Source organism: Serratia sp. 22278 (genome assembly GCF_052045405.1).
Classification (GTDB): domain Bacteria; phylum Pseudomonadota; class Gammaproteobacteria; order Enterobacterales; family Enterobacteriaceae; genus Serratia; species Serratia marcescens.
The window spans coordinates 154,483-180,675 of record NZ_JBQEOW010000009.1 but is presented as its reverse complement, the minus strand read 5'-3'; the positions used below and the strand labels follow the sequence as shown (position 1 = coordinate 180,675).

28 protein-coding genes and 2 pseudogenes are annotated in these 26,193 nt (G+C 59.2%); 17 read left to right on the top strand and 13 right to left on the bottom strand.

The annotated features are described in order from the left end of the window. The 4 genes and pseudogenes from ACTJJ6_RS17480 to ACTJJ6_RS17465 form a co-directional block, all read left to right on the top strand. Positions 1-239, top strand: a pseudogene (locus tag ACTJJ6_RS17480) (RHS repeat-associated core domain-containing protein); the annotation flags it as partial. A 2-nt stretch (positions 240-241) separates the two neighbouring features. Then, positions 242-508: an immunity protein TriTu family protein gene (locus ACTJJ6_RS17475; RefSeq protein ID WP_089184587.1), complete on the top strand. Its 267-nt coding sequence runs from the start codon at positions 242-244 to the stop codon at positions 506-508. 87 nt (positions 509-595) lie between these two features. Next, a pseudogene (locus ACTJJ6_RS17470) lies at positions 596-829 on the top strand (RHS repeat-associated core domain-containing protein); the annotation flags it as partial. A 141-nt stretch (positions 830-970) separates the two neighbouring features. Further along, positions 971-1,324, top strand: a complete 354-nt coding sequence (locus ACTJJ6_RS17465; protein ID WP_151254807.1) for a hypothetical protein — start codon at positions 971-973, stop codon at positions 1,322-1,324. Positions 1,325-1,372: 48 nt separating this feature from the next. Here ACTJJ6_RS17465 and ACTJJ6_RS17460 read toward each other — a convergent pair whose 3' ends face one another. Then, a complete protein-coding gene (locus tag ACTJJ6_RS17460; RefSeq protein ID WP_240429900.1) occupies positions 1,373-2,269 on the bottom strand; it encodes a PhzF family phenazine biosynthesis protein in 897 nt (298 codons plus the stop codon). A gap of 54 nt (positions 2,270-2,323) precedes the next feature. Further along, positions 2,324-3,241 carry a DMT family transporter gene (locus ACTJJ6_RS17455; protein WP_151254808.1) on the bottom strand — a complete coding sequence of 306 codons (918 nt, stop codon included), beginning with the start codon at positions 3,239-3,241 and terminating at the stop codon, positions 2,324-2,326. 178 nt (positions 3,242-3,419) lie between these two features. Between ACTJJ6_RS17455 and ACTJJ6_RS17450 the strand changes: the two genes are divergently transcribed. From ACTJJ6_RS17450 to ACTJJ6_RS17435, 4 genes are all read left to right on the top strand, one after another. Beyond that, complete coding sequence (locus ACTJJ6_RS17450) at positions 3,420-4,289, top strand: helix-turn-helix domain-containing protein (protein WP_085058677.1); 870 nt, start codon at positions 3,420-3,422, stop codon at positions 4,287-4,289. An 18-nt stretch (positions 4,290-4,307) separates the two neighbouring features. Further along, a complete protein-coding gene (locus ACTJJ6_RS17445; RefSeq protein ID WP_440802266.1) occupies positions 4,308-4,742 on the top strand; it encodes a glyoxalase in 435 nt (144 codons plus the stop codon). Between the two features lie 310 nt (positions 4,743-5,052). After that, on the top strand, positions 5,053-5,505 hold the full coding sequence (locus tag ACTJJ6_RS17440) for a MoaF-related domain-containing protein (protein ID WP_440802268.1): 453 nt from the start codon (positions 5,053-5,055) through the stop codon (positions 5,503-5,505). Positions 5,506-5,514: 9 nt separating this feature from the next. Continuing rightward, positions 5,515-6,006 (top strand): nuclear transport factor 2 family protein, encoded by a 492-nt coding sequence (locus ACTJJ6_RS17435; protein ID WP_033640394.1) that lies wholly within the window; start codon positions 5,515-5,517, stop codon positions 6,004-6,006. Between the two features lie 171 nt (positions 6,007-6,177). Here ACTJJ6_RS17435 and ACTJJ6_RS17430 read toward each other — a convergent pair whose 3' ends face one another. After that, complete coding sequence (locus ACTJJ6_RS17430) at positions 6,178-7,377, bottom strand: multidrug efflux MFS transporter (protein ID WP_015377824.1); 1,200 nt, start codon at positions 7,375-7,377, stop codon at positions 6,178-6,180. 255 nt (positions 7,378-7,632) lie between these two features. Here ACTJJ6_RS17430 and ACTJJ6_RS17425 point away from each other — a divergent pair, with 255 nt between their 5' ends. From ACTJJ6_RS17425 to ACTJJ6_RS17415, 3 genes are all read left to right on the top strand, one after another. After that, complete coding sequence (locus tag ACTJJ6_RS17425; protein ID WP_033633093.1) at positions 7,633-8,205, top strand: isochorismatase family cysteine hydrolase; 573 nt, start codon at positions 7,633-7,635, stop codon at positions 8,203-8,205. Then, positions 8,202-9,218: an FUSC family protein gene (locus tag ACTJJ6_RS17420; protein WP_143778974.1), complete on the top strand. Its 1,017-nt coding sequence runs from the start codon at positions 8,202-8,204 to the stop codon at positions 9,216-9,218. Before ACTJJ6_RS17425 ends, ACTJJ6_RS17420 begins: the two co-directional genes overlap by 4 nt. A gap of 92 nt (positions 9,219-9,310) precedes the next feature. Next, a complete protein-coding gene (locus ACTJJ6_RS17415) occupies positions 9,311-9,757 on the top strand; it encodes a MarR family winged helix-turn-helix transcriptional regulator (RefSeq protein WP_060445182.1) in 447 nt (148 codons plus the stop codon). A 37-nt stretch (positions 9,758-9,794) separates the two neighbouring features. Here the strand turns inward: ACTJJ6_RS17415 and ACTJJ6_RS17410 are convergent, their stop codons facing one another. Continuing rightward, positions 9,795-10,076, bottom strand: a complete 282-nt coding sequence (locus tag ACTJJ6_RS17410) for a YjcB family protein (protein ID WP_004940713.1) — start codon at positions 10,074-10,076, stop codon at positions 9,795-9,797. A 294-nt stretch (positions 10,077-10,370) separates the two neighbouring features. Between ACTJJ6_RS17410 and mrdA the strand changes: the two genes are divergently transcribed. Beyond that, on the top strand, positions 10,371-12,296 hold the full coding sequence (gene mrdA, locus ACTJJ6_RS17405; RefSeq protein ID WP_049299020.1) for a penicillin-binding protein 2: 1,926 nt from the start codon (positions 10,371-10,373) through the stop codon (positions 12,294-12,296). A gap of 107 nt (positions 12,297-12,403) precedes the next feature. After that, positions 12,404-14,122, top strand: a complete 1,719-nt coding sequence (locus ACTJJ6_RS17400) for a penicillin-binding transpeptidase domain-containing protein (protein WP_016927785.1) — start codon at positions 12,404-12,406, stop codon at positions 14,120-14,122. Between the two features lie 6 nt (positions 14,123-14,128). Here ACTJJ6_RS17400 and ACTJJ6_RS17395 read toward each other — a convergent pair whose 3' ends face one another. Together ACTJJ6_RS17395 and ACTJJ6_RS17390 are read right to left on the bottom strand one after the other, a co-directional pair. Then, a complete protein-coding gene (locus ACTJJ6_RS17395; RefSeq protein WP_016927784.1) occupies positions 14,129-14,527 on the bottom strand; it encodes a hypothetical protein in 399 nt (132 codons plus the stop codon). Positions 14,528-14,573: 46 nt separating this feature from the next. Then, positions 14,574-15,812, bottom strand: a complete 1,239-nt coding sequence (locus ACTJJ6_RS17390; protein WP_440802276.1) for a hypothetical protein — start codon at positions 15,810-15,812, stop codon at positions 14,574-14,576. A 338-nt stretch (positions 15,813-16,150) separates the two neighbouring features. Here ACTJJ6_RS17390 and ACTJJ6_RS17385 point away from each other — a divergent pair, with 338 nt between their 5' ends. Further along, complete coding sequence (locus ACTJJ6_RS17385; RefSeq protein ID WP_440802278.1) at positions 16,151-17,776, top strand: methyl-accepting chemotaxis protein; 1,626 nt, start codon at positions 16,151-16,153, stop codon at positions 17,774-17,776. 154 nt (positions 17,777-17,930) lie between these two features. On the opposite strand, the gene osmB is transcribed toward ACTJJ6_RS17385, so the two are convergent. Next, complete coding sequence (osmB, locus tag ACTJJ6_RS17380) at positions 17,931-18,143, bottom strand: osmotically-inducible lipoprotein OsmB (RefSeq protein WP_004940700.1); 213 nt, start codon at positions 18,141-18,143, stop codon at positions 17,931-17,933. Positions 18,144-18,373: 230 nt separating this feature from the next. On the opposite strand from osmB, the gene ACTJJ6_RS17375 reads away from it, so the two are divergent. The 3 genes from ACTJJ6_RS17375 to ACTJJ6_RS17365 all read left to right on the top strand — a co-directional run bounded on the left by ACTJJ6_RS17375 (position 18,374) and on the right by ACTJJ6_RS17365 (position 19,702). Further along, positions 18,374-18,769 carry a DUF427 domain-containing protein gene (locus ACTJJ6_RS17375; RefSeq protein WP_016927781.1) on the top strand — a complete coding sequence of 132 codons (396 nt, stop codon included), beginning with the start codon at positions 18,374-18,376 and terminating at the stop codon, positions 18,767-18,769. A gap of 131 nt (positions 18,770-18,900) precedes the next feature. Further along, entirely contained in the window at positions 18,901-19,371 is a 471-nt protein-coding gene (locus tag ACTJJ6_RS17370; protein ID WP_016927780.1) for an Rrf2 family transcriptional regulator, read from the top strand. Positions 19,372-19,564: 193 nt separating this feature from the next. Next, on the top strand, positions 19,565-19,702 hold the full coding sequence (locus tag ACTJJ6_RS17365; protein ID WP_016927779.1) for an AcrZ family multidrug efflux pump-associated protein: 138 nt from the start codon (positions 19,565-19,567) through the stop codon (positions 19,700-19,702). 39 nt (positions 19,703-19,741) lie between these two features. On the opposite strand, the gene ACTJJ6_RS17360 is transcribed toward ACTJJ6_RS17365, so the two are convergent. From ACTJJ6_RS17360 to ACTJJ6_RS17335, 6 genes are all read right to left on the bottom strand, one after another. Continuing rightward, positions 19,742-20,503, bottom strand: a complete 762-nt coding sequence (locus ACTJJ6_RS17360; RefSeq protein ID WP_049299024.1) for an amino acid ABC transporter ATP-binding protein — start codon at positions 20,501-20,503, stop codon at positions 19,742-19,744. After that, the gene (locus ACTJJ6_RS17355) at positions 20,500-21,405 is read right to left on the bottom strand and encodes an amino acid ABC transporter permease (RefSeq protein ID WP_049299026.1); all 906 of its coding nucleotides are present in this window, start codon (positions 21,403-21,405) and stop codon (positions 20,500-20,502) included. Before ACTJJ6_RS17355 ends, ACTJJ6_RS17360 begins: the two co-directional genes overlap by 4 nt. Next, positions 21,402-22,316 (bottom strand): ABC transporter substrate-binding protein, encoded by a 915-nt coding sequence (locus ACTJJ6_RS17350; RefSeq protein ID WP_016927777.1) that lies wholly within the window; start codon positions 22,314-22,316, stop codon positions 21,402-21,404. Before ACTJJ6_RS17350 ends, ACTJJ6_RS17355 begins: the two co-directional genes overlap by 4 nt. A gap of 17 nt (positions 22,317-22,333) precedes the next feature. Continuing rightward, a complete protein-coding gene (locus ACTJJ6_RS17345; protein ID WP_016927776.1) occupies positions 22,334-23,671 on the bottom strand; it encodes an LLM class flavin-dependent oxidoreductase in 1,338 nt (445 codons plus the stop codon). 19 nt (positions 23,672-23,690) lie between these two features. Then, the gene (locus ACTJJ6_RS17340) at positions 23,691-24,995 is read right to left on the bottom strand and encodes an MmgE/PrpD family protein (RefSeq protein WP_060445176.1); all 1,305 of its coding nucleotides are present in this window, start codon (positions 24,993-24,995) and stop codon (positions 23,691-23,693) included. A 225-nt stretch (positions 24,996-25,220) separates the two neighbouring features. Further along, on the bottom strand, positions 25,221-26,108 hold the full coding sequence (locus ACTJJ6_RS17335) for a LysR family transcriptional regulator (RefSeq protein ID WP_060445175.1): 888 nt from the start codon (positions 26,106-26,108) through the stop codon (positions 25,221-25,223). Between the last annotated feature and the right edge of the window lie 85 nt (positions 26,109-26,193).

Below are 26,193 nucleotides of genomic sequence, written 5' to 3'. Positions count from 1 at the left end.
AAAGCGGCCTGCACTACAACCTGTTCCGCTACTACGAACCCGAGGTGGGGCGTTTCACCACGCAGGATCCGATAGGGTTGGAAGGTGGGTTGAACCTGTATCAGTATGCGCCGAACCCGCTGATGTGGGTGGACCCGTATGGGTTGACTGAGGTTACTGTTGGTCGCTGGATGGGACCGGCAGAATATGAAAAAAAGGTTTCCACAGGTAAGGTTGTGCAAAGCACAACGGGAACTTCAACATGCTCAAAAAAATAAGTGATTGGATCTTATCCAATAGCCATTATGAAGTTAAGTACAATGCTAATGATTTTACAGATAGTCTGGTTGTTGATATAGATGACGATACGAAGATTGCGCGTTTTACGGTGTGGGATGATGCATCTTGTATGTTGGAGATCATTGATGTTGAAACCGGGAACTATATAATTAATGAACGAAGAGAATTATCAGACGAGGAAACTGTAATAGAAGGATTTAAAGAGTTTGTATCGTTGCTTAGAACTTAGTTATAAAGATTATTGATCTGATTTTGATTTACTAATTTTAAATGCTCGGCTTTATGCACTGATGGACTTTTAAATAACGATGCGGCGAGCCCGCTGGCGGCGTTGGAGCAGGCGGGTGACAGCCGCTTGGCGGATATTTACTGGTATCAAACCGATCTGAATAGCGCGCCGCTGGAGGTAACCAACGCGGCGAAGCGGCAGGGCGCGCAATACCAGAAGCCGCTGTGCTACGCCGGGCAATATCAGGACGACGAAAGCGGTCTGCACTACAGTTCCGCTACTACGGACCCGCGGATGTGGGTGGATCCGCTGGGATTGAGTAGCAGAAGAGACCAACTCCCAGGGGATAAAATGCTTCTGAAAAGTGCGGCATTGAAATTAACCGATATGACGACTAGCTTGTCTGGAATATACAGCGCAATGTCTTTCTTAGTTATCATTTAAGTAGAGAGTGAGCTAAAGATGAAGGTGCAAGCAATAAAGACTAAGTATGGGATCATTCAAGGGCGAGATGCCTTGATTATCTCTGAACATGAAGTGAGTCTTTCTCCTTTCACATTTAAAATTAAAGCGTTGCTTTCGTTATCGGCATGCGAGCCAGAGGTTTTGAATGAGGCTGATGTGAAAATAGAGTTCTTTTTTAGTGATATAGAAAGGATGTCTATCTATAAAGTCGATGACTATCCTTATGAGAAGTATTCAGAGTCAAGCTTTGACTTGCTGGAGGAATACAGTTCAGGAAAAGCAAGGGTTGCGTTAAGTACCTATGATCATGTTTTCGATGTTACAGGTAGTTTTAAAATATTGTATGAATAATAGCGGCATTTTGTGCCGCAGAAAAAGTTCGAAACGGTAGGAGGCATACTAAATACCCAATGTGCCGTTAATCAGGGTGCGGCAGTGCCCTCCGATCCAGGGTTCGCCGTCAATAAAGCGCACGCTCACGCGGCCATCTCGCTTCAGTTGGGTGCCCTGGCGCACCAGGTAGCCCTGCGCGGTTCGGTCGCCGTCGGGGAAGCGGTTGGCCTGCAGCAAGCGCGCCAGGCAGGCGTTGGCGCTGCCCGTTACCGGATCTTCGATCAAGGCGCCGCATTCCACCATAAATGCGCGCATTTCGTAATCGACCGGTTCGGTTGCAGAGCTGACGCCATAGATCACCACGCCATCCACATCACACGCCGTTTGCAGCTGTTTAATCGTGGCCTGATCCGGCGTTACCGCCAGGCAGGACTGCGCGTCCGGCAGGCGCACCATCAGCCAGCGAATGCCCATCTCGGCAATCACCGGCGGGGTGCCTGCTGCAATCACCGCGGGCCGTAAAGCGGCCGTCAACCGTTCGGTTTCCTCAGCCGCCATTGGGCGGAACTCAACTTCGGGCGCGGCGAACGCCAAGGTGCCTTCCGGCTGGATATTGACCGCCACCAGGCCGACGCCGCATTCCTGCATCACCGTTCCAGGGCGTTTGGGCGTCAATCCGGCTTCCAGCAGGGCGTGGGCAGTGCCCAGCGTCGGGTGGCCGGCGAAGGGCAGCTCTTTTTCGGTGGTGAAGATGCGCACCTTATAATCCGCCGCCGGGTGCGTCGGCTTAAGCACAAAGGTGGTTTCCGAAAGGTTGGTCCAACGGGCCAATGCCAGCATCTGCGCGTCGTTCAGCCCTTCGGCTTCCAGCACCACCGCCACGGGATTGCCCTGCAGCGGCGTGGCGGTGAAAACGTCCACCTGTTTGTAGGCGCGGGGTGTCACATCATCACTTCTGAGCATTGGCCATCATCCGTTATCAACAAAACCTGATGATAACGATATTCGCCAATGGCTTCAAAGGGTTGAGTTTTGTTTTGAGATACCCGCCCGCCGCCACTTCAGCCCCGGCTTGGCGAACATCACCAGGTTGCCCAGCAAAATCAGGCACAGGCCCAGCACGGCGTTGAAGTGCCACTGGTAGCCTTCGTAAATCGTTGAGATGGTCAGCGCCACCAGCGGGAACAGCAGGGTGCTGTAGGCCGCCGCGCCGGCGCCGATGCGGCCGAGCAGGCTGAAGTAGGCGGCGAAGGCGATCACCGATCCGAAGATCGCCAGGTACAGCAGGGAGCCGATATAGCGGCTGCTGAATTCGATCTGGAACGATGCGCCCTGTGCCAGGGCGATCAGCGCCATTAACAGCGCGCCGTAGGTCATGGCATAGGTATTGGTGGAAAAAATATCCAGCCCGCGGCGCTGATGACGCGCGCTGATCATATTGCCCAGCGAGAAGCCGTAGGTGCCGAGCGCGCTCAGGCCGATGCCTTTAAGTAGCTCCGGCGCCATGCGGGTGGCGGCCAGATCTTGCCAGAACAGCGCCACGATGCCGGTCAACCCCAGCAGCGCCGCCGGCAGCAGGTTGGGGCTGGGGCGCTGGCGGAAGAACAGCAGGCTGTTGAGGGCGTTGAACAGCACCGCCATCGAGAAGATCACCGATTCCAGCCCGCTGCTGATGTAAGCCGCCGCGTGGTAAAAGCAGAAGAAGTTGAAGCCGAACACGCAGCAGCCCTGCAGCACGCAGAACAGATGATCGCGCGGGGCGAGACGGCGCAGGCGGCGCGTTAGCAACAGCACGGCGAACATCACCGCGGCGGAAATGGCGAAGCGGTAAGCGATTGAGACGGCAATGGCCACCGGGCCTTCCTGTTGCAGGGTGATCGCAATCCAGGTGGTGCCCCAAATCAGCACCACGGCGAGGTACAACAGCGCATTCATTCTATTCACTCCGAAAAAACCGATGGCGCAGTATCCGCTTTGGCGCGCGGCGGCGCTTGCAGCGCTTTGCGCCCAGTTGCATATTCTTGCGCTTTTTTTGCCAAAAGCGCGGGGCGGCCGCTGGCATGCCGCGGCGCCACTCTTTACACTGTCAGCATGTCGAACAACGGGGCCGGCGATGTCCAACTATCAGGCGTTTGAAACACTGCGTGAGCACAAGGCGCGGCTGCACGGCAGCGTGCTGCTGGGCACCGGCGTGGAGCTGGCGGCCTGGTCCAACTGCAACGATCGCGTCACGCAGGAAAGCGCCGACCACCATACCCTGAGCCTGTACGTCGCCGACGGCTATGAGTGCTACCAGCAGGTGCCGGGCGGCTGGCGCAACGGCGGCGGGCCGGATCGGTTCTGCATCATGCCGCGCCAGTACGCTTCCACCTGGGATGTGCGCAGCGATCTGTCGTTTGTGCATCTGTATTGCACCGACGGGCATCTGCGCCGGCTGGCGGAGCAAACCTGGGATCGCAGCCCGGCGGCGATCAACGTGGAGCAACGCAGCTTCGGCGAAGATCCGCAGATCACGCTGCTGTATCGTCAGTTTTTGCTCAACTGCGACTGGCGGGACAGCGCCAACCTGCTGGCGCTCAGCAGCGCCTCGAACCTGCTGATGTCGCACCTGATCCAGCGCTACAGCCAGCTGCAGTGGAAGCTGCCGGCGGCGCGCGGCGGCCTGGCTCCCGCGGTAGCCAGGCGGGTGCGGGAATATATCGCAAGCCACCTGGATCGGCCTTTGTTGTTGGCCGATCTGGCGGCGCAGGCCGGGTTGAGCGAATACCATTTTGCTCGCATGTTCAAACATTCGACCGGCTTGGCGCCGCACCAGTTTGTGATGCGCGCGCGGCTGCAGCGGGCGGAACAGCTGTTGCGCCACAGCCAACAGCCGATCACCGAGATCGCGCTGGCGTGCGGCTTCAGCTCCGCCAGCCATTTCAGCAACCGCTTCAAGGCGGCCTATGGATTTGCTCCGCTGCAGGTGCGGCAGGGGCGCTAACCGGAAGGGAGTGCAAGCATGGATCAACCATTTGCCGGGCTGGGCGTGTTGTTCGTCGCCGGATTCGGGCCGATCACGCGTGAGAGCGACGAGAGCGAGGCGTTTTATGTCGAGGCGCTGGGGTTGCCGCTCAAGCCGATGCCGGGCAACGAAACCTATCTGCTGGCCGAGCAGGGCGCGCTGGGCGGCGTGAAGCATTTCGCCCTGTGGCCGCTGGCGCAGGCGGCGCAGTCCTGTTTTGGCGACGATCGCTGGCCGGCGGATCTCGCGGTGCCGCAGGCGTGGATCGAGTTTGACGTAGCCGACATGGCGGTAGCCACCCAGGGGCTGGTCGATCGCGGTTATCGGCTGTTGGTCGCCAACCGCGAAGAGCCGTGGGGGCAAAGCGTTACCCGGTTGCTCAGCCCGGAAGGACTGCTGGTTGGCGTCACCTATACGCCTTGGCTGCGTTAAACGCCGTGCCGTTCGTCGCCGTTTCGCAGCGGTGGGCGGCCTAAGAACAAATACGCATTAGCTTAAAGCGATCTACGCTATAGACCTATCGAATCCCCGAGTTGTTTCCTTCCTTGAAAGCAGTAATCCCGTTCATTGCGTAAAAACCAAGGGCCAGAACGCGCTATTGCCATGCCATTTTACGGCGATTTTCCCTCGTCTTTTTTTGCTGCCAGGTGCCTGATGGTAATAGAGATTATTCTTATATTTCCATCAATGCTTAAGAAATAATAATGATTCTCGTTTTCAACCACGGAAAGGAGAAGGAACGATGAAAACAGTGAAACGAACGGGCATCGCGCTGGCGATAGCCCTGACTTTCCCCCTGGCATTGCCTGCCGCTATGGCGGCGCAACCCTCCCTGACAAACAGTAAGGCGGCGACGATGACGGAAAAACACGGGCAGTTTATTGCGGTCGGTAAAGTGGTGCAGGTGACCTTCGGCGATTTCGCCTTCAAGCTGGATTTTACCGATGACAAGACCATGACCTTCACCGGTATCGGCGAGGCGTCGCAGGGCATCACCGATACGGTGCAGTACACCGCGGTGGAGATTCGGCCGAAGGTCTACATGGTCTATTGGCACGAACCGCAGTCCGGCGACAACGTGACGCATATCGAGGACTTTGAGCGCGGCGAGGTGTACACCAACATCGCCGCCAGGGACGGCAGCTTCACCCATCTGAAAGGGCAGCTGAAAATCGTAGGTCACTCAGGAAACTAAGGAGCAGTTATGAAAAAGGCATTGATCACCTGTGCGATCGTCGGCGGCTTGCTGGCGAGTTACCCGGCGTTGTCAACGGATCAGACGGCGTCGCAAAAGTCGGCCGGCAAAGGCGGTTATCATCATGCCCAGCAAAAGCTGAAGGTGGTGGAGGATCTGTACGCGGGCTTCTTCAACCGCCACGACATCGGCGTGGCGCAGAGGCTGATTGTGGAAAACTACAAGCAGCATAACCCGTTCGTCGGCGACGGCATCAAGCCGTTCCTCGATTTCTTCAGCCAGACCTTCAAAGACAATCCGCAATACAGCGCCAAAATATACCGCAGCGCGGTCAACGGCGATCTGGTCTACGTTCACGTCAAATACCAAAATAACCCGCAGGATCGCGGCACCGCCAGCGTGGATATTTATCGGGTGAACGATCAGGGGAAAATCACCGAGCATTGGGACGTCAATCAGGATGTGCCGGAGAAATCGGCTAACGACAATACCATGTTCTGAGCCACAAGGGCCGCTGCTGCGGCCCTCAACGCGCCCGCAACACTTTATTTACTTACATAAATATTAAATGACCGCCGCGTCGAGTAGGCTACGGCCGCCTTTGGCAGTGGTGGTACGGTTGATGGGCGTCATTGTCCCGCCACTGCTTGAGGCGTTTCCCCACATTCCTCGTTATCCCGCGCGTTTATTTTCCACTTTTTTGAACTGATGCCGCAGCTGCAGCGCATTGCAAAGCACCAATACCGCCGTGACGGCGAACACCCAGCGGAACCCCATCATCGCCGAAATGCCCGATCCCAGCAGCGGGCCAACCACGTTGCCCAGGTACATAAAGGATTGGTTATAGCCGAAGATGCGCCCGGTCACCTGATCGGAGGAATACTTCAGCAGCAGCGCCTGCACCGCCGGCATCAGCGCGCCGTCGGCGAACCCCAGCAGGAAGCGCAGAATGCCCAGCTGCAGCGGCGTATTCACCCAGGCCATCACGGCGAACAGGCCGGTGGTGAACAGCAGCGCGGCGATCAGGATGCGCGCGGTGCCGATGCGATCGCCGAGCCGCCCGAGGCGTGGCGCCGAGATCAGCGCCGCAATGCCGGGCACGGCGGCAATCATGCCGCTGACAAAGGCGATATTGCTGACGTCGCCCGACAGTTCGCGGATGAACAGCGTCAGGATCGGGCTGATGGAGGAGTTAGCCAGCTGGATCATCAGGGTACAAACGAACAGCGTGACGATCAGCGTTGGATAAGGCAGCGAACGGAATACCGCCTTGCCGCTTAGCTGATCCGCTTTTTTCACCGTGATGCGCCGTTCTTTAATCAGAAACAGCGTCACCAGGAAGCTGACGAACATCAGCCCGGCGGTGACGAAAAACACCACCCGCAGCCCCAGATGGTCGGCCATCAACCCGCCCAGCAGCGGCCCGGCGATCACGCCGGAGATCTGCCCGGTAGAGAGCGTGCCCAGCGCCCAGCCGCTTTTATCGCGTGGCGCCTGCGAGGCGACCAGCGCCATGGCGTTGGGAATATAGCCGGACGTCAGCCCCATCAGGGCGCGCAGCGCGAACAGCTGCCAGACGTTGGTGGCCAGCCCCTGCAGGGCGATGACGATCGCCATACCCAGCGAAGCGCGCAGCAGCATCAGCTTGCGGCCTTTGCGGTCGGCGAGGCTGCCCCACAGCGGCGACACCACCGCCGAGACCAAAAAGGTGCCGCTGAACACCAGCCCGGACCACAGGCTGAGGGACTGATGATCGCTGACGCCGAGCTGTTCGACGTACAGCGGCAGAAAAGGGAGGATTTGGCTCATCGCCAGCCCGGTGAAGAAACACCCGAGCCAGACCGAGATCAGATTGACTTTCCACGCTTCCATCGACTTGTCGTACCACTTTGAATTTGGAGGGATTTGTTAAGCAAGATAATAATAACACCGCGAACTGGCCGGCGCGGGGGAAATGCGTGAGAAAACGTAAAGCCCGTCGGCGGCGTTGTTACATTTAGCTATAAATTAATAGCTATATTATCATAGGTATTTATTTTAAGCTACTCCACCAAGCCGCTCAACAATTCGGCGGCGCCACACTCTCTCTACCCATTTCGCCGTGTCTGCGGCAAGGAGACGCTTTCTATGAATACCGCACTGATCGCTCTGGATTACATCGTGGATATCTCCCACCCGGAAGGAAAAATTGCGCGCTCGGCGCAGCAGGTCATTGAGCGCGATGCTATCGCGCGGGCAAATAGCGCATTGTCTCTCGCGCAGCGCAAGGATTGGCTGCGCATATTGGTTAAAGTCGGTTTCGCGGCCGGCTATGTCGATCAACCCAAATACTCGCGGATGTTTGGGCAGGCGCATCAATTTGGCGCTATCGCACTGGGCCAGCCGGGCACGGATTTTCATCCTGATTTAGCGTCTGATTTGGGGGAGTTAACCATCGTAAAACCGCGCGTCAGCGCGTTTTATGGCACCAATCTGGATGCGACGCTGCGCGCCCGCCGCATTGAACGGTTGGTGATCTGTGGGGTCAGCAGCACCTGGGCGGTACAGGCGACGGCGCGCGACGCGCACGATCGCGATTATCAGGTGCTGATACTGGAAGAGGCTTGCGCGGCGGCCACGGCGGAAGAGCACCGGATCTCGATGGAAACGCTTGCCACTATTGCCGATATCGTCACGCTGGAACAGCTGAGCGCATTGTGAAGCTGCTGCGTGAAGAAATCGCCTGGCGTCAGCTGCGACGGGGAGCATGGGTGTTGGCGCCGTTGCTGGCCCTGAGCCTGGCGACAGGCAATGCCAACTGGCTGAAGGCTTCGGTGGTCACCATATCGCTGTTTGTCGTTTGTGAGCGCCTTGAACTGGCGCCGCTCGGCGTGGCGCTGCATGCGGCGGCATTGCTGCTGCTCTTTATGGCGCTGCTGTGCGCCATGCACACGTCGGTAATCTTCATTTTGGCGTGCGTGTTGGCAGCGGCGGCGGCGGTTGGGATCTCCGCGTTCGGCGGCAAGCTGCGATCCCTGGGGAATTTTATTTTTATTCCGGCTCTTTATCTGGCGTGTGAAACCGCTGAAGGTGGCGCCGGCGCGCCATTAGCCCAATGCGGCTGGGCGCAGCTCCCTTTTCTGGGGGCAGCCGTCTTGCCGGTGCTGATGCTTGCACTGGCAGAGCATCGGCGGCTAGCGCAGCTGTCGACGAGTGACAGCCTGCATCATTATCTCCAGCTGCGCCGCAGCGATGAGCTTGGCGCTCGCGTGGCCTGCGGCGAGGCTTTGCTCGCCGTAAGTTGTGCCGTTGCACTGTCGGCGGCGATCGTTGAGTGGCAACACCTCGATTACGGGCAATGGGTGATCTGGTCGGCCGTCAGCGTGATCAGCGGCGATATGGCCGCTACGCGCAACAAACTCCGCCAGCGTGCGTCAGGCGCATTGCTGGGCGTGCCCGTCGGTATTTTGCTGGGCAGCCTCATGCCGCATGGCAATGTGGGTTATGAACTGCTGAGCGTGGTGACGATGCTCACACTGGTGTCTTTTCATCGTTATACCTTGGGGTTTGGCGCCCGTTGCGCCTGCATCGCCTGCGCGTTGGTGATTGTCGGAAAAGCGCCGTCGATCGCCGCAGAAAGGGTGGTCAATGTGTTGCTGGGCGGTGGCATCGGTCTGCTGTTCGCTTTGGCGGTGCATGCGGTGTTGCCGCCCAACGCCGGCACCCGCCAATAGCGAGCTGGCATATTTCGTCCGCCAATTTCGGTTGACCGTTCCCAGTCTCGGTGTGAAAGTACGGACAAATCTATCGTTATCTATTGATGCCAATGAAAAAAGATCACCCTGAAGACGTGACGCTGCTGCGCACGCAGTTAATGTCGCTGGTGCGCCGTTTGCGGCGCGAGTCGCGGAGCGACGAAAAATCCTGGGCCCAGTTGATGCTGTTGGGGGCTATCGATCGCCACGGCGGCGAGGCGACGCCGTCGCTGCTGGCGGAATCGGAGCGCATGCGCTCCTCTAACCTGGCGGCCGCCTTGCGTGAGCTGGAGGGTGATGGGCTGCTGGTGCGCACGCCGGATGCCGAAGACAAACGCCGGGTACGGGTGCGCCTGACGCCCGCCGGGCTGGGCCTGCTGCAGCAAAGCCGCAGCCGACGCGAGGCGTGGCTGCTGGCGGCGATGGAAAGTTGTTTAACGGAGCGGGAGCAGGCGCTGTTGATAGAGGCGGGGGCGTTGATGGCGCGACTGGCGGCGGCGCCAACGGACGAGGAATAATCGGCGGGGCGGCAGATGCGCCGCCCGTGCAGCGAGGTTACGGCATCGGCCAATCGGCCGGCATGGTGCTGACCACGTCCACGTAGCGATCCCAGGCCGATGACCAGAATTGGGTGAAGGCTTCCAGGGTGAGGTGGATGCCCATCAGGCCCATCACGAACCAGCAGGCGGTAAACAGGCCCAGGCTGCTGAACATGAACGCCATGCCGTTGCGGCTGGTTTTACGGCAAACGACGTTTAACTGGCTGGCGAAGAACATCATCACGGCGCTCAGCAACTCCCAGCGCATCATGACTAAACCGGTGGCAATGGTACTCATCGAACTCGATCCTATGTAACAAAAAGCCGCATCCGGCAGGGCGCCGACAGGTAAATGCGGGGGAATAACGGGAATAATGTGATTTATATCACATTGTAGCATTGAGGCGAACGGCGGCTCAATGGGGATCGCGGTGAAAAAAACGCCGCCGGTAACATTCCAATATGCTGAAACAGTTATGCCATTTCATTAGCAACCTTTTCATGGGGCGGCGCGCCCGATAACGCTATGCTTGCCGGCTTTTCAGTTCCCTGATTTTGCGGGGAAATGTGACGCAAAAGGTACCGGCACCGCATGGCCCTGTTAAAAGAAAAAATTCGCGATCATTCCGCGGAAGAGAGGCTGTTCATCCGCCGGGCGGGCGTGGCGCTGGCGCTGGTGGTGGCCTGTTTCGGCGTGCTGATCGCCAATCTCTACCGGCTGCAAATCCGCCAGCATGGTTTTTACCAGACGCGCTCCAACCAGAACGACATCAAGATGCTGCCGCTCGCTCCCAGCCGCGGGTTAATCTTCGATCGCAACGGCACTCCGCTGGTGCGAAACGTGACACTGTATCGTATCGAGATCACGCCCAGCAAAATCACCGACATGGCGGCGCTGCTGCAGGCGCTGACGCCGATCGTCGATCTGACGCCGGAAGACATCAGCGCGTTTCGCGACGATATGCACCACAACAGCCGCTACAAGCCGGTGACGCTAAAAACCGGGCTGAGCGACACCGAGGTGGCGCGTTTTGCCGTCAATCAATACCGTTTCGACGGGGTAACAATCGATACCTATCAACAGCGTGAATATCCTTACGGCGCTCAGCTGGCGCACGTGCTGGGCTATGTGTCGAAGATCAACGACAGCGATCTCAAGCGCCTGGACAAGGCCGGCCTGAGCGAAAACTACGCCGCCGACCGCAACATCGGCAAACAGGGCATCGAAGCCTATTACGAGTCAGAGCTGCACGGCACCACCGGCTATCAGGAGGTGGAAGTGGATAACCACGGGCGGGTGATCCGGCTGCTGAAGGAACAGCCGCCGCAGGCCGGCAAAAACATTTACCTGACGCTGGATCTGCCGCTGCAGCAGTACATTGAATCGGTGCTAAAGGGGCAACGCGCCGCGGTGGTGGTGGAAGATCCGCGCGACGGCGGCATTCTGGCGATGGTCTCCAGCCCCAGTTACGATCCCAATCCCTTCGTCAAAGGCATCGGCTATCAGGCCTATAAAACGTTGTTGAGCAATCCGGAGCTGCCGCTCATCAACCGCGTTACCCAAGGGTTGTACCCGCCGGCTTCCACGGTGAAGCCCTATATGGCCGTTTCGGCGCTGTTCGCCGGGGTGATCACGCCCACCACCACCTTTTTCGGCGCGCCGACCTGGACGCTGCCCGGCACCGAGCGCCGTTACCGCGACTGGCTGAAAACCGGCCACGGCATGCTCAATGTCACCAAAGCGATTGAGGAGTCCGCCGATACCTTCTTTTATCAGGTGGCGTATGAGATGGGCATCGATCGCATTCACCATTGGCTGAGCCAATTCGGCTACGGTCAGTCGACCGGCATCGATCTGAACGAAGAGTACCGCGGCGTGCTGCCAAGCCGCGACTGGAAACTGAAGGTGCACAAAAAGGGCTGGTATCAGGGGGATACGGTCTCGGTGGGCATCGGCCAGGGGTATTGGGTGGCGACGCCGATCCAGATGGTGAAAGCGTTGACCACGCTGCTCAACAACGGCAAGGTGAAAACGCCGCACCTGCTGTATTCGCTGCAGCAGGGCAACCGGGTGACGCGCTACCAGCCGCCGGCGCAAGCGGCGCAGATCGGCGATCCCAACTCGCCTTACTGGGGCATCGTGCGCAACGGCATGTACGGCATGGCCAACTTGCCGAACGGCACCGGTTACAAGCTGTTCCATACCGCGCCGTATCAGATCGCCGCCAAATCCGGCACCTCGCAAGTGTTCAGCCTGAAGCAAAACCAGACTTACAACGCCAAAATGATCCCGGTGCGGCTGCGCGATCACATCTTTTATACGCTGTTTGCGCCCTACAAAAATCCCCGGGTGGCGATGGCGCTGATCCTGGAAAACGGCGGCGGCGATGGCGTGGTGGCGGGGCCGACCGCGCGCGCGATCCTCGACCACATTTTTGACCCGGCCAACGCGCCACAGCCCGGCGATACGCTGCAAAGTAAACCGCAGTTAAACGACAGCGCGGATGTGCAACGGTGATGCGGTTTGTTTTTACTTTCTTACAAACTGCAATCTCCTGACCATTTCCGGCAAGGTAGACTGAAATAACACCATAAACTGAATAAAAACGCAGGGTTAACACAACAGTGGCGCCATCGACCAAAAAGAGCGGTAAAACCTATTCCACAGTTCGTTTCGGCTGGATTTGCGCCGGCATGCTGGTCTGTTTTTTTCTGTTGGCGTTCAGGGTCGGCTACCTGCAACTGCTGGAACACCAGCAGTTGGCCAATCAGGCTGACCAGCGTTCGATCCGCACCCAGGTGGTGCCGACCAACCGCGCCATGATCACCGATCGCAACGATGAGGCGCTGGCGGTCAGCGTGTCGTCCAAAGACATCGTGCTGGATCCGAAGCATATTCTCGATACCCAGACCGATACCGGCAACGAACGCTGGCAGAGCATGGCCAACGTGCTGAAGATCCCGCTGGCGGACATCCAGCATCTGATCCAGAGCAACGCGCACAAACGTTTTGTCTACCTGGCGCGCAAGGTGGAGGACGACAACGCCGCCTACATCAGCAAACTGCACCTGACCGGCGTCAGCGCCGAGCAGGATTTCAGCCGCTTTTATCCGATGGGCCAGGATGCCGCCGGGCTGATCGGCATCGTCGGCCAGGACAATCAGGGGCTGGAGGGCATTGAGCTGGGGTTCAACCCGCTGTTGCAGGGAAAAAACGGCCTGCGGGTCTATCAGAAGGATGGCAGCGGCGCGGTGATCGGCGTGCTCAAAAGCGTGGATCCGGTGCCGCCGCCGAACGTGACGCTCAGCATCGACAAATTTATCCAGTACGTGCTCTATGCGCAGATCCGCGACGGCGTGGTGGCTAACCAGGCCGACTCAGGCTGCGCGGTGCTGGTCAAGATCGACACCGGCGAAATCCTCGGCATGGCCAGCTATCCATCGTTCAACCCGAACAACTATGGCAGCACGCCGGCGAAAGATATCCGCAACGTGTGCAGCAGCGACAGCTTCGAACCGGGTTCGACGGTGAAACCGGTGGTGGTGATGGTGGGGTTGGAACATAAGCTGATCCGGCCGGATACCGTGTTGGACACCACGCCGTATCGGGTGAACGGTCACCTGATCAAAGACGTCGGCCACTGGTCGAAACTGACCATCACCGGCGTGCTGCAAAAATCGAGCGACATCGCGGTATCGCATATTGCGCTGGCGCTGCCGGCCACGGTGCTGCCGGCGGTCTACCGCAGCTTTGGCCTGGGGCGGCCGACCGAGCTCGGCATCGGCAACGAGAGCAGCGGCTATCTGCCGCAGCACCGTGAACGCTGGGCCGATATCGAACGCGCTACCTTCTCCTTCGGCTATGGGCTGCGCGTGACGCCGCTGCAGATGGCGCGCGAATATGCCGCTATCGGTTCCTTCGGCATTTATCGGCCGCTGTCGATCACCAAGGTGACGCCGCCGGTAATGGGGCAACGTATTCTGCCGGCGGATACGGTACGATCCGTGGTGCATATGATGGAGAGCGACGCCTTGCCGGGCGGCAGCGGGGTGAGCGCCGCGGTGCCGGGCTATCGGCTGGCGATCAAAACCGGTACCGCCGAGAAAATGGGCCCCAGCGGCAAATACGACGGCGGCTACATCAACTACACCGCCGGCGTGGCGCCCGCCAGCGATCCGCAGGTGGCGCTGGTGGTGATGGTCAACAACCCGAAAGCCGGCAAGCACTTCGGCGGTTCGGTGGCCGGGCCGGTGTTCGGCAAGATCATGGCCCAGGTGCTGGAGCACATGAATATTCTGCCGGACGCCCAGCCGCTTAACGTGGTGTCGTCGGTCAAGGGGTAAGGGGGATTAGCGCGATTCCAGCAGGCGCTTCAGCGCCTGCAGATCGGCGTTCACCAGCCCGACGTCGCGGGCGAACAACGCGTCGTCCATCTCCGGCTGGCGGAACAGGGTGAAGATCACCTCGGTGCCGCGCCGGTTGGCGAGCGCGCGCAGCGGCACGTAGACCACGCCGCCATCCGGCAGCGTCACCCAATGATCCAGCACGCCGAAGGCATTCGGCGCGCTGAAGCGAATGCGGATCGGCCCTTGTGGGGTGTTTGCCACCCAATCTTCCCCTTCCCGCCGTAAGCTGTTGGCTAACCCTCTGGCCCACAAGGGGAAATTTTCCGGCTGGCTGAGAAAGGCGTACACCTCGTCACAGGGGCGGTTAATGGCAATATGCAGCGTTTGCGCGCTCAGCATCATGATTTCTCCGATTGACGGCGATACTTCAGTGTAGATCCCGCCGCGCTCAGAAGTAGTAACCGATGTTTACGTTGGTGCGAAAATACCATTTATTGCTGCCGGAGGACTGGGCGCCGGTCCAGCCGGTGGCGTTTTCCACGCCGCCCCACGGGTTGGCGTTCTGCGCCCAGGTCAGATCCACCCACAGCATCACCGGCATGGCGAACACCTGCACCCCGAGCGTATTCATTTTGGAGTCGGAACCGCCGTGCTTATCCTTCCAGAGCACGCTGTAGTCGTTGTAGAAGCGCAGCTTTTTCACCGGCCCCCAGGGTACGTCGACGTCGCGCGCCAGGTTGATGGCGGCGGTGGTGGCCTGCGACGGGATCAGATAGGCCGGCGTCAGGCCGTTGCCGCCCATCAGGATCACCGAATTATTGGCCCCGGCCGGGCCTTTGGCGTCGTAACCGTAGCGGATCACCTGGCCGGACAGATGCCAGGGATCGTTATTCACCAGCGTATGCAGGCCCGCCGCCCAGAAGCTGCCGTTATCGCCGGTCGCCTGGTTGTAGAGCCGCGAGGCCGCCAGCGAACCGCCGAGCTCATTGTCCCAGCTGCCCTGGTGGAAAGCGCGCGTCAGCCGCAGGTTTATCTGATCGCGTTTTTCGTTGCGCTGCAGGTGCTGTGACGCATAGTTGGTGTTTTTCAGATCGCCGTAGCTGGCGACGTCGGGGGCGTAACGCACGCCGGTCGGCATCATGCGCGGGTAGTAGGCGGCGTCGAAGGCCCAATCGTCATGCTGGTATTGGTATTTGGCGCCGAGTCCGGTGTTGACGCCAAAGCCGAGGTAAAACGGAATGCCGTACGACCAGCCGAACTGCGGGTAGGGCATCAGGCCGAACGGTTTGAACGGCGCGCCCAGTTGCACGGTGGAGCGCTCAGACAGGCGGTAGCCGATATAGGCGCGGTCGATGGCGTATTTGCGCCGATCCTGAAACCAGAATCCGCTATCGAAAAACGCGTCGTTGACCTGGCCGGCGGTATCAATGCGAAAGGCGTCAAAGCGTAAATGCGGAGGATTTCGATAATTGCTGCTGCGCCAGTCTTCATAGCGATAATTGGCGCGCAGCGCGCCGCCGATATCAATATTCTTTTTATTATCCTCGCTTTGCCAATGAATATGCGGAAATGCCGGACGGCTTTTTTTTACCGGCGCCATGGTGGCAGCAGTGTCGCTGGGCAATGCGACAGTGGTCGCGTAACTTACTGGTGAAACAAGAAAAAAACAAAGCGTGATCTTGCGCATGCCTGGCCCCTGGTGAAAGTAGACGGTTTATTAAGGCGAGCGAATTCCACCTGTGAATAGGGTGGTTTTGCTCATCAGTTTTATATTTGAGACGATTTTATATGTGCGTTTCATATATTAAATTCGCTGTCGATTAATATATGAAACTTTGTTTCTTGTTTAATGGAAAAACTATAAATCCGGCATTAGACAAGTCAAGAAATAAAAATGAGCGTTGACGAGAAATTCCGATTATTGGGTCGCCCTGGTTTGCGGTGGGCGACACAAAGCAAGCTGAAATAGTGGTGTCATCAATGCCCGTTAGACTCGCGGCATCCTGGTATGACTGACTAAAAATCATGAACATAAAACTGACACTTGGCCGCCGGGTAAAACCTGCGGCAGCGCTGCCGCACGCATTTGGCATCGGCAAGAGCATGGGCTTATTAGGCGGCATAATTTGCGTTATTGCGCTATTTTCTCTGCTGCAATTGTTTTCCACCGTATTTATTTCCAATATTCTGCGCGACGCCAAGGTTAACCTGGTGACGGGCGACGGGTTGCATCGCCAGCAGGCGACGATGGATCGCGCCAGACTGTCGCTGCTGACGGCCAGCGACAGCCTGAACCGCGCGGGCATCTATTATCTGCAGGACAAAGTCACCGGCTCCGACGGCAGTTGGCATAGCCTGCTGGATGAATCGTTGGCGGCGTTGGCGGCTTCAAAGCAGGCCTTTGCCCGGTTCGAGCGCTTGAGCGCGGCTGCGCCCGAAGCAACGGGCGCCCTGAAAGACAGTTATCGCCTGTTCTATGACGGCCTGAAGGAACAGGCGCAAGGGTTGCAAAACAGCGCCAGCATCGATGCGTTTTTCGCCGTGCCGATCCAGGCGTTTCAGGCGGATTTCAACGAAAAGTACCTCGCGTATCAGGCGCTGAACGAACAGCGTGGCGATGACGTCAACGTGCGGCAATTGGCGGCGCTGGAGCAGGCCAAGACCTTTGCGCTTGGCGCATTGGCCGCGCTGGCGCTGATCGCCGTGGGGGTGTGGTTCGGCGTCGCCCGCTGGGTGATAGCACCGCTGCAGCGGGCGATTGTCCACCTCAACGTGCTGGCCGCCGGCGATCTTTCGCGGCCGCTGCCGCCTGAGCGGGCGTTGAACCGCGAGATGCGTCAGCTGCAGACCAGCATTGGCCATATGCAAAGCGGCTTGCAGCGCCTGGTAAGCGAGGTGCGCGATGCGGCGAGCGGGATCCTGAACGGCGTCGAGCGGCTGGCGGACGGCAATCGACAGTTGACGGCGCAGTCGGCGAAGCAGGACGGGGAATTGCAGTTGGCGACCGAGCACGTGCAGCAGCTGGCGGCGCGGGTGGAAGAAAACGGCCAATACGCCCAGCAGGCCAGCCAACGAACCGAATTGGCCCGGCAGTGCGCCGGCGCCGGTGAGCAGATGATGCAAACTGTCAACGTTTCGATGCACGGGATCGTCAACCAATCGGCCGAGATGCGCGGCATTGTCGCGCTGATCGACAGCGTGGCGTTCCAGACCCATATTCTGGCGCTGAATGCGGCGATCGAGGCCGCGCATGCCGGCGTTCACGGCCGCGGCTTTGCCATCGTAGCCAAAGAGGTGGGCCTGCTGGCGCAAAAAAGCAGCCATTCGACGCGCGATATCCAGCAGTTGATCAACCGTTCGCTGCTGCAAATCGATCAAGGTTCGCAGGCGGTCGAACTTCTGACGGGCAATCTGCGCCAGATTATCGATCTGGTGAACAAATGCAGCGCGCTGATGAGGGAAATCTCGTTGGCGTCGTTCAATCAAGGGGAGAGCATTCAGGCCGTGACGGCGCGCATTGCGACGCTGAATCAGGTGGCGCAGCAAACCGGCGACGTGGTGAGCGCGGTGACCGAGGCTTCGCAGTCGCTGCAGGGCGAATCGGAACGCTTGGAAAAAGCGATGGCGCGTTTCAGGCTGCCTGTGCAATAAATAACCCTGGCGCGGGTTAATGAATAATAAAGCTGCGCTTAATGTTATTCATTATTTCCCCGCCCTGAGGGACGTTATTTCGATAAATAAAAACAGGCCGGCGCTTATGGATGAAAAAAGCGCCGGCCTGCAGAGAATTATTTTAACGGGAGGATTAACGGCTGGTCTGGTGGCCGATAATGCCGCCCAGCGCTGCGCCGCCGAGGGTGCCCAGCGTGCTGCCGTCGGTCAGCACGGCGCCGCCGACCGCGCCGACGCCCGCGCCGATCGCCGTGTTGCGATCGCGATTGGACATATGCCCACATGCGGTAACGGAAAGCGTCGCCATCACCACCACCAACACACCTGCGGCACGTTTAATATTCATAATGAGTTCCTGGTAAATTGGCTGATTAATGGATTAAAAATAATCCGATTAACCCGCCGGTAGAAGTTGGGATGAATGTATTCCTCAGAAAGAAAATCGAACAGGTAAAAATTCTTAATTTTGCGGCGGTGAAAAGCGATTGCTCGCCGAATGTGCGGCCGCCGACAAAACCGCTGGTCTATACTGGGAAGACGCCTCGCGGGGGCGGGGCACACACTCTGGAGGCCGCCATGTCCGATCTCGTTTCCGCATCCGGCAAACCGGTGAAAATCCCCGGCCCGGATCACCCGATCACCTTGACCCGTCATCCGACGCGAGTCGTGGTGCGTGCTGCCGGGAAAATCCTGGCCGACAGTCGCAATGCGCTCATCCTGCAGGAAGCCACCTATCCGCCGGTGTTTTACTTTCCGCGTGAGGACGTGAATATGGCGCTGTTGCAGAAAAACGAGCACGTCAGCTACTGCCCGTATAAGGGCGACTGCAGTTATTTCACCTTCGCGCTGAACGGCGGGCAGGGGGCCAATACGGCCTGGAGCTATGAAATGCCTTACAACGCCGTGGTGGCGATCAAGGATCATCTGGCATTTTATCCCGATAAAGTGACAGAAATCAGTACTGAAGCCTGACCTGCCGCCGCCGCCGGGCGGGGGCAGGTTGACATTCCGCTTATCCCTACTCATTATGTGTATTACTGGAAACTGATACGCTTTCCTTATGTTTTAATCCGACATAAACGAAACTCTGAGCAGGTGCCAAGGTGTCTACCTCTACGCGATTTGCCGTTGCCATCCATATTCTGACCAACATCACGCTGTGTCGTGGCCAGACGGTGCGTTCCGAAGATATCGCGCGCAGCGTCAACACCAATCCGACGGTGGTGCGGCGAATCCTCGGCGCGCTGGCGGAGGCCGGGCTGACCTATTCGCAGATGGGGCAAGGCGGCGGGGCGCTGCTGGCGCGGCCGGCAGAAGCGATCTCGCTGCTGGACGTGTATCGCGCGGTGGAGGATCAACCTTATTTCATGCTGCACCGCGCCCGGCCTAACGATGCGTGTTATATCGGCCACGCTATTACCCCTGTGCTGGAGCAAGAGTTTGCGCGCGTTGGTCACGCGCTGGAAGCCAGCCTGGCGCAAACCAGCATCGCCGAAATGGCCGGGCAGGTCGAGCGGCAAGCCGGCTATCCTTTCGTCCCTTGTTCATCGCAGTATCAAGCGGATACGCAATAAAAATCCACGCCAATTCCGTCTTCCCGCAGAGCATTTTTTGCATTGCGTTAATGTAATTGTGTAAGTTACATTAGCTCGCATCAAGTGTGATGTGGCTCACGTTTTAGACTGCCTCCCCACGATAATCGATCGATTGGCCGGAAACCTTTTCTTCCGGCGCAGATTCGCTGTGCTTATAAACCAGGAGAGAACGATGTTAGAAATGATTGAAAGCTTGGCCACCGTGGTGGTCCTGGTGCCGGTAATGGTGGCCGTCTTGCTCGGCGCGATTTACGGTCTGGGTGAAGTGTTCAACGTCTTTTCCGCTATCGGCCGAAAAAATAACGGCTGAATTTGAACGTCAGGGGACGCAACGCCCCCTGACGTAGGGTTACAATACTGTCGCCAGGAAGTTGCGCGTCCTCTCATGTCCCGGTGCATCCAGAACCTGCTGCACGCTGCCTGTTTCAACCACCTTTCCCTGATCCATAAAGACAATCTGGTCGGCCACTTCGCGGGCGAAGCCGATTTCATGCGTGACCACCACCATCGTCATGCCCGAATGCGCCAAGTCTTTCATCACCTGCAGCACTTCGCCAACCAATTCAGGATCGAGGGCGGAAGTCGGTTCATCAAACAGCAACACCTGCGGGTTCATCGCCAGCGCGCGGGCGATGGCGACGCGTTGCTGCTGGCCGCCGGACAGTTCACGCGGCCAGGCGTTGATGCGATGTTCCAACCCGACGCGGGCCAGCAACTGCTTCGCCCGTTCCTGCGCCTCGGTTTTTTTTTCCTTTTTCACCCGCTGCGGCGCGTCGCTGACGTTTTGCAACACGGTGCGGTGCGCAAACAAGTTGAACTGCTGAAATACCATGCCGATGCTTTTACGCTGTTCGGCCACCTCGGCTTCTTTCAGCTCGTACAGATGCCGGCCTTTTTGACGATAGCCGATCAGCTGTTCGCCAACGCGAATGGTGCCGCCGTCCAGCTTTTCCAGGTGGTTGATGCAGCGCAACAGGGTGGATTTGCCGGAGCCGGAAGGGCCGAGGATCACCGTCACTGAACCCGCCGGAATGGTCAGGCTGATGTTTTTCAACACTTCGGTGCCGGAAAAGGATTTCCGCACCCGGTTGATGTGGATGGATGCGCTCATTGTTCACCTCCCTGAGGGGCTTTGCGGTTGAGGAAGAACCCGCCGCTTCGCGTTGCCTGCGTGCCGCGGCCAAAATAGCGCTCCACGTAGTATTGGCCAATCGACAGAATCGAAGTCATGGCCAGATACCACAGGGTGGCGACCAGCAGCAGCGGGATGACCTCGTAGGTGCGTTGGTAAATGATCTGCGCCGAATACAGCACGTCCTGCAGGGCAATCACCGACACCACCGCGGTGGTTTTCAACTGCCCGATCACCTCATTGCCCGCCGGCGGCAGGATGGTGCGCATCGCCTGCGGCAATACCACGCGCCACAGGATTTGCCCACGACGGTAACCCAGCGCTTTGGCGGCTTCCAGCTGGCCGCTGCCGACGCTTTGGACGCCTGCGCGCACGATCTCCGCCGCATAGGCCGACTGATGCATCACCAGCGCGATCACCGCCGCGCTGAAGGTGCTGATAAGGGTATTGGTCGGCGCGCTGGCGACTTCGCCCAGAAACGGGATCCACAAGCTGATGCGCGGATAAAGCGCGGCGATGTTGTACCACAGAAACAGCTGCACCAGCATCGGCACCGCACGGAAGAACCAGGTGTAGAACCAGCTTACCGCAACCAATACCGGATTGGCCGACAGGCGCATCAGCGCCAGCAGCACGCCGCCGGCGAAGCCGAACACCACCGAAATCACCGTCAGCTTCAGCGTCATGAGCACGCCGTTGAGGATGGACGCCTCGGTCAGATTTTCCGCCACCACCGACCATTCAAAGCGCGGGTTGTGCAGCATGGAATTGATGATAACGCCGACGATCAGCAGCACAACCAGGGCGCTGAGCCAGCGCCCGTAATGCCGGTGGCCGACGATGCTCAGTTCCGCGTCGTCGACAGGGTGTTGCCCACTCATTTTGCGATCTCTTCATTGATGCCGGCGGTTTTCACGGCACCAAAACCGATATCCCAGCCGTCGAGGATTTTCTGGTAGCTGCCGTCGGCGATCAGAGAATTCAGCGCCGCCTGCACCGGTTTCACCAGTTCGGAGCCTTTCGGCAGGGCGATGGCCACCGTGGTGCCGTCGATGTTGATATCACCGGCCAGCGTCAGCGGTTTAACGTGGGTGGCCTGGTAGCGCAACCCTTCATACGGGCCGAAAAACATCGGCACGCGGCCGCTGATCACCGCCTGCACCCCGGCCGGGCGGTCCGGGAAGATCGGCATGGTGATGGCCGGCTTGCCGGCGGCGACGCATTGATCGCTGGCCTGCTGCAGGCGGGTGATCTGCGAGGTGCCTGCGCCGGCGCCGACGGTCTGGCCGCACAGCTGGGCCAGCTCGGTGTAAGGGCCAAGCGCAGCGTCTTTGCGGGCGATCAAGGCCAGCTTGGAAGCGTTGTAATAGCCGACGAAGTCCACTTGCTGGAAGCGCTTTTTGTTGGCGTCAATGTTGGCCAGCGCGACGTCATAACGGCCGGACTTCAGGCCGGGGATGATGTTGTCGAAACCGCCGGTGTCCTTCCAGTGGATCGCCACGCCCAGGCGATCGGCAATCGCGCTCATCACGTCGATTTCACGCCCGGCCAGCGTTTTGTTGTCCGCCTGGTAAAAGGTGGTCGGCGGGGTGTTCGGGTTGGTGCCGGCAACGATATAGCCGGCCTTTTTGATAGCTTCAGGCAGGCTGTCATGCAGCGCCGGATCGGCGGCAGCTTTCACCGCCGCCTTGAAGGGAACATCGCCTTCAGCGGCATGAGCTGCGGCCAACGGCGCCAGCGTGGAGGAAGCCAACAGCAGGGACAGTACGGTGCGTTTGAATGTGGTTTTCATCATGATTTCCCTGCGGATTAAGCCGATTTTACGTTAGCGAAGTTGATTGCCGGTTCCGGCAGACCCAGGTTTTCACGCAGGGTTGCATGCTGATACTCTTCACGGAACAGGCCACGGCGGCGCAGCTCCGGGATCACCAGCTCGACGAACAGTTCCAGCTGGTTAGGCAACACCGCCGGCATGATGTTGAAGCCGTCTGCGCCTTGCTGTTCTAGCCACAGCTGGAAGTCGTCAGCGATCTCTTCGGCGGTGCCTACCACCACGCGGTGGCCGCGCGAACCGGCCGCGACGGCCGCCAGCTCGCGCAGCGTCAGGTTTTCCCGCGCGGCCAGATCGGTCAGCAGTTTCACGCGGCTTTGGCCGCCTTCGGTGGCGCCCACATTCGGCACCGGGCCGTCCAGCGGGTAATCGCTCAAATCGAAACCAAAGCGTGCCGACAGCTGCTCAATGCCGTTATCGATATCCACCAGTTGATTCAGCTGATACCAGGTTTCTCGCGCTTCTTCTTTGGTTCGGCCGACAATCGGCATCACACCTGGCAGGATCAGCAGGTGGTCCGGGTTGCGGCCGGCGTCGGCCACGTATTTTTTCTGACTGCGGTAGAAAGCCTGTCCTTCTTCCAGGCTGGCGGCGGCGGTGAACACCACTTCGGCGGTTTCCGCCGCCAGCTGTTGGCCGGCCGGGGAAGAGCCGGCCTCAATGATCACTGGCCGCCCCTGCGGCGAGCGGGAAATGTTCAGCGGGCCCTGCACCGAGAAATGCTTGCCCTTATGGTTGGCGGCGTGGATTTTCTCGTCGATGGCGTACACGCCATTTTGCTTGTCGCGCACGATGGCGTCTTTTTCCCAGCCGTCCCACAGTTTGTAGCTGGCCTCGAGGAATTCCCGCGCCACTTCATAGCGTTCGGCGTGCGACGGCAGATCTTCACGGCTGAAGTTGCGCGCCGCATCGCTGGAGAATGAGGTCACCACGTTCCATGCGGCGCGGCCGTGGCTGATATGGTCGATGGAGGCCATGGCGCGCGCCAGGTGGAAAGGTTGATCGAAAGTGGTGGAGGCGGTCGCCGCCAGCCCGATATGGCGGGTATTGACCGCCAGCGCCGCGAGCAGCGTCAGCGGCTCCAGGCGTGACATCGTCGAGGGCAGGCGGTGCACGCTGGTCGCCAGCGCGTCGCCGACGAAGAACATATCGAAGGTGCCTTCTTCGGCTTTTTTTGCGATCCAGGTGAACCAGTCGATATCGGTCGGTGAACCGCTGGCGCCTTCTGCGCGCCACCCTCCGATGTGGTGCCCCAGCGCCTGAACGAACAGGCCGAGACGGAGTTGGCGCGATGGTGTTGAAGGTGAAGTACTCATAGTTATTCCTGTTTTATTATTAATTTAACAATGCAATCAGTCGCGGCAGCGCGCCAGGGGACATAAGCGCACAGTCGCGGATAACGCTCTCGCCTTCGAGGCCCGGAAGCAGCTGCAAAATGGCGCGCAGCTTGGCGTCGAGGTCTGTCGGCCGGGCGGCGGTTTGCTTTCTTGTGACTATGTCACTTATTTGCCTTCCGTCCTGCAGCGTCAGGGTCAGGCGATGGAAGCGCATCTCCGGATCGAGCGCGTCCGGCGGGGCCGCAGGATCGGCATGGCGCTCAACTTTTGCCGCCAGGGCGGCGATAGCCGCATCGACCGGCTGTTCGCCGTAATGCGTCAGCGCGACCTCGCCGTGGTATAGCGCATCGGCGATGACGTATTCGAGGCTAAAGCGCGCTTCCACACCGGTGGCCGGTTGGCGAATATAGGGCGCGGTATCTGCGCCGGGCGGAAAACTGACCTCAACCAGGGCGATCTCTGCAAGGGCGTCGCCTTGTTCCAGCAGCCGCTCGCGCAGGGCGAGCGCCGCCTCGGCCGCGCTGTGAGTGCCACCGCAGGTCGGGTAGCGCTTGAACTCCAGCCCCGGCTGCAGGATGCGCCAGGGCGCGCCCCAGCCGGCGGTCAGGCATTCCGGTTTTTGCCGGCCGTCGCCGTGGGAAGCCAGCAGGCTGTCCAGCACGCCCTCCGGTTGGCCGATGAAACCGGCCTGAGCCAGCAGGGCGGCGTTGACCGCGTTGCGTGCCGCCAGGCCGGCGTGCAGCGGTTTGGCCGCCGAACCGAACTGGCTGCGCAGGCCCGCCGCCTGGGTGGCCGCCAGGCCGAGAGCAATCTGCGTTTGCCGCTGGTCAAGCTGCAGATAACGCGCCACGGCGGCGCAGGCGGCGACCGCGCCCAGGGTGGCGGTGCTGTGAAAACCCAGCACGTAATGTTGCGTGCCAGCGGCCAATCCCAGCCGGCCAGCGGCCTCTACGCCGATGACATAGGCGGTTAACAGTTCAGTGACATTGTCACTCTCACCGTTCAGCGCCAGCAGGGCGGAGAGCACTACGGTGCTCGGATGGCCACGCAGCGCAGGATGGTAATCATCGAAGTCCAACGAGTGGCTGACATAGCCATAGCGCAGTGCGCGGTTCTCACTGCCGTTCGGCGGAAACGTCGTGCCGATCGCTGCCAGACCGGCATCGCTCAACGCCCCGCGGGCAATCGGCAATGCGCAGGCGAAGTAATCTTTCACGCCGCGGCGAGCGGCTGACAGAGCGGTTTGATCCGGCTGGCTGTTCAATATCAGATGAGCGAATTGGGCGGTTATCGATAATGACAAGGCGTTAACACCTGAATTTATAGATGGTTATGCACGAGTGCGGGGTGAAAGGTATTGTGTGGCGGTTTTCTTTGTCCCGAAAGAACGAACGGCGCTTCCATATCGCTGAATGGAATATCACGACGGCACTGCGCCGCCGTCAGGGCTGCTGGCAGGCGCGGCAGGCTGCACTTTAGCTATTTTTGTGCAAAGCAAAGCTGAATTTGTTCTAACGCGGTAGAGGACTTAGGCCGAGAAAAGGCGAACGCTCATGATGTCGATAAATGCCCTGAGACGCGGTGTAAGATGTTTGCTGGAAGGCCAGAGAATTTTGAGACTGCCACTGTGTCGGCATTGGTCGCCAAGCACGGGTTGGAGCCGCTGCTGCTCCAGCGCCTCCCGTACCGCGAAATCGGGCAGGCAGGCGATGCCCAGGCCCTGTTCCGCCAGGTAAATCAGCGTGTCGACGGTATTGCATACCGTGCGCTTGCCCAGGCCTTCGTCGAGCAGTTTATCTCCGCCCGCCACCGGCCAGGTCTCGACTTTGCCGGTGGTGGGGAATCTGTATAACAGGCAGGCGTGATCGCGCAGTTCTGCCGGCTGGCGGGGTATTCCCGCCCGGCGCAGATAGTCCGGCGCCGCCACCAGCTGTAGGTGAAACGTGCCCAGTTGGCGGCTCATTAAGCGAGAGTCCTCGGTATCGCCCACGCGGATCACCGCATCGAACCCTTCTTCGATCACCGCGACTCGACGGTCGGAAAAATCGGTTTCCAGTTCAATCTCCGGGTAACGCCGAACAAATTCCGCCAGCACCGGATTCAGCAGGCCGCCCACCAGCGGCAAACTGACACGCAGCTTGCCGCGCGGCGCGCTGTGCGTATCGCTGATTTCCCGTTCCGCCGCCGCCAATTCCCCGAGAATGCGCTGGCAGCGGTGCAGAAACAGCCGGCCTTCGGCGGTCAGCGTCATGCTGCGTGTGCTGCGGTGAAACAGGCGCGTGCCCAGCCGGTTTTCCAGGCGGGCGATGCTTTTCCCCACCGCGGAAGCGGAAATGCCGAGCACGCGCCCGGCCTCAACGAAACTCAGCGTCTCCGCGGTCTGCACAAAGACGCTCACCCCAGACAGATTATCCATTGCTTGCCCCATTGCGGACGTGAGTGTCCGCTATGAAAGGAAATCTAGCCTGTTTTTTCGTTAATCGCCACGCTCTATGCTCGGT